This is a genomic window from Hymenobacter agri (assembly GCF_054778495.1).
Genome location: NZ_BAAGZM010000483.1, coordinates 1 through 3347, shown reverse-complemented (window position 1 = coordinate 3347; position 3347 = coordinate 1). Strand labels below are relative to the sequence as shown.

At 62.2% G+C, this 3347-nt stretch carries 2 protein-coding genes; one reads left to right on the top strand and one right to left on the bottom strand.

The genetic code is table 11. The features are described 5' to 3' along the window. Positions 1-2310 (bottom strand): hypothetical protein (locus tag ACYVDE_RS18030; protein WP_460502942.1); only part of this gene is annotated, 2310 nt, incomplete at its 3' end. Positions 2311-2429: 119 nt separating this feature from the next. Here ACYVDE_RS18030 and ACYVDE_RS18025 point away from each other — a divergent pair. Beyond that, on the top strand, positions 2430-3347 hold a 918-nt coding region (locus ACYVDE_RS18025), incomplete at its 3' end, for a 5'-3' exonuclease (RefSeq protein ID WP_460502941.1).

The following is a 3347-nucleotide window of genomic DNA, read 5'->3' as shown; positions in this document are numbered from 1 at the left end:
GCCCACCGCCAGCACCCCGGCCGGCAGCAGGCGCACCAGCCCGGTTACGGCCTGCCCGCCGGCAGCCGGAAAATTTCCGGCCACTACAATGGCCCCATCGGGCTGCACCAGCAGGTCGTTCACGTAATATTTTTGGGTAATCGAAAAGGAGAGCACCGAAGGTGCCGCCGGAATAATGCTCCGGTTGAATGTGCCATCGAGCTGACCATTGGTGTTGAGCCGCTCCAGCGGATAGGTAGTGGCTGTTCCCTGCTGCATGAAGCCGCCTACCAGAATACGTCCATCGGCTTGCGCAGCCAGGGCCCGCACGCCGGTGAGCGAAAATGCCGGGGTGAAGATGGAAGTGTACGGGCTGGCAAATCCGGCCACCGGGGTACCATTAGCCGCGATACGCTCCAGTACGTTGGGGGAAGACGGCCCCAAATACCGGGCAAAGAGGAACTCATTTGTCCCGGGAATTTCCGCTATCCGCTCCTGGCCCAGCGCAGGCACCGACGGCGCGTAAGCAAACCCGGCATCCGGCGTGCCATTGGCCATGAGCCGCACCAGCGTGGTTGTGTTCTGTGCTGCGCCAGGCCCGAGACACAGCAGCGCGCCAGTGGCCTGCACGATGCTGCCAGCATACACATTGGGCTGATTGGCCGGCGGCGTAAAGCCGGCATCAATGGCCCCCGTGGCCGTGAGGCGGGTAAGGTTTCGCTTGCCGGCCGCATCCACGAAAGACCCACCCACGATAATATGCCCAGGCGACTGCTCGGCCAGCAGTAGGATGCCGCTGCCCAACGTATTATCCTGCGTAACCGCTGGCACGAACCCCGTGTCGACGGTGCCGTCGAGGTTCAGCCGGTTGAACACGACATCGTAGGTAACGCCGGCCACATTGTATTCGAACAGTTTGATGGTGTAGGCCACCAGCAGCTTCCCATCGGCCTGCATCGCTATCCGGGGTGGCGTATTTTGGGCACTTCGGGGCTCGCGCCTGACGAATGCCGGGTCGGGCTGGCCATTGGGCAGCAGTCGGGCCAGGCGGTCGGTCAGTTGGCCATCAATGGAATTGAACTGCCCGGCGATGACAAGCCGGCCATCGCTCAGCCGGCGCACCGCCGTTACCTGGCCCGGCACCTGCAGCAGCGGGGCAAAGCTGCTGTTGAGTGCCCCGTTGGGCTGCAGCAACGCCACCGTGCGCCGCTCCCCCGAAAAATTATTGAAGCTGCCCGTCACCAGCAATTGATTGGTGGGCGAAACCTGGATATTAGCGATAGCACCATCAGGCCCGCTGCCCGGTTGGAAGCTGGCATCGACCGCGCCGGTCAGCAGCAGGCGGGTAAGCTGGCTGCTGAACGGATAGGGCATTGAAGTAGCTTGGGAGATGCCCTCGGTAAGCACCAGAATTTGTCCGTTGGCCTGCACAGCCAGTTGCTTGCAATCGCGCCCAGCCAAAGCGGTGGGGAAAGCAAAGCTGGCGTCGAGCGTGCCGTTACTGAGCAGCCGGACGATGCTCTGCGGCTGGCCCGTGACGCTGGTTTGGCCGCCCACCAAGGCAGCCCCGCTAGCATCCAGCGCCAGCGCCGTCACCACCATGTTCACGGCTGGCTGGTAGCTGGCATCGGTGCTGCCGTCGGCGTTGAGGCGCGTCACGTTGCTGCGCGCCAGCCCGTTCACCTGCCGGATAACCCCACCCAGCAGGATTTTGCCGTCGGCCTGCAGCTGCAGCTGCAGGCGCTGCTCGGCCTGGAGTGCTACGCTGAAGCTGGGGTCGGGGGCACCGTTGCTCAGCAGCCGCAGCAACTCGGGGTTGTTGCCCGAACCGGTGAGGTAGGTGCCCAGCACCAGCACCCGGCCGTCGGGCTGCACCACCACGTCTTTTAAAACCGGCGCGGCGTAGCTGATTGCTGGCATTGCGCTGAAAGCAGCATCCAGCGTGCCGTCGGCATTGAGGCGGAAGAGGTACTTCCGCTCGACCGCGCCCGCCTGGTAATTACCCGTGACCAGCAGCTGGCCGTTGGGCAGAGGCGTGAGCTTGCTAAGGGCGGTGAGGATTGCTCCGCTCAGGTTTTGGCCAAAGGCAGCATCGGCCACACCCGCCGCATCGAGGCGCGCCAGCTTATTAGATGGCTGACCATTGGCCCGCACAAAATCGCCGGCTACGACCAGCTGACCATTGGGCATAAGGGCCGCAGCCGTAACACCGGCCTCGGTGTAAATCTCGGGCACATGAAAGGCGGGGTCCAGGGTCTGGGCGCGCAGCGCGGGCACCAGTCCGGGCACCAGTGCCAGCCAAAGGGCCGCCCGGCGTAAAAAATGGGACATGGGATTAGGATAAAAATGTGGAACCAATCGGGTTGGCGAAGGAATTTTCAGCGACAAGGTAGTCGATTTATTCATCGGCTGGTTCATCCCTGCCTTGCCTCGTTCCGTACCTTCGTTCTATGTCTGACACCCCTGCCGCCGCACCCAAGAAGCTTTTCCTGCTCGACGCGTTTGCCCTCATCTACCGCTCGCACTTTGCCTTCAGCAAAAACCCACGCATCAACTCCAAAGGCATGAACACGGGCGCCGTGCTCGGCTTCACCAACACGCTGGTGGAGGTGCTGCAAAAGGAAAAGCCCACCCACATCGGCGTGTGCTTCGATGGGCCGAAGAAGACCTTCCGCCACGAGCAGTTTGCCGAGTACAAGGCCCAGCGCCAGGCCATGCCCGAGGACATCGGCATCGCCCTGCCCTACATCAAGAAGATTATTCAGGGCTTCCACATTCCCATCCTGATGATGGACGGCTTCGAGGCCGACGACGTCATCGGCACATTAGCCCAGAAGGCCGAAAAGGACGGCTTCGAGGTGTTTATGATGACGCCCGATAAGGACTACTGCCAGCTCGTGACGGAGCACATCAAAATCTATCGCCCCGCCTTCATGGGCAACGCGGCCGAAATTCTGGACGTGCCGCACGTGCTGGCCCGCTTCGAGATTGAGCGTGTGGAGCAGGTGATTGACATTCTGGGCCTGCAGGGCGACGCCTCGGATAACATTCCCGGCATTCCCGGCATCGGTGAGAAAACGGCTAAAACGCTGATTCAGAAGTACGGCTCCGTCGAAAATCTGCTGGCCAATGTGGACGAGTTGAAAGGCAAGCAGCAGGAAAACGTGCGCAACTTCGCCGAGCAGGGCCTGATGAGCAAGGAGTTGGCCACCATTCACGTGAACGTGCCCATCGACTTCGAGCCCGAAAAGCTGGTGCTGGATGCGCCCGACGAAACGACGCTGCGCGAGCTGTTCGACGAGCTGGAGTTCCGGCAGCTGGCAGTGCGCATTCTGGGCGGCGGCGGCGGGCCCGAGCGCACGCCGGCC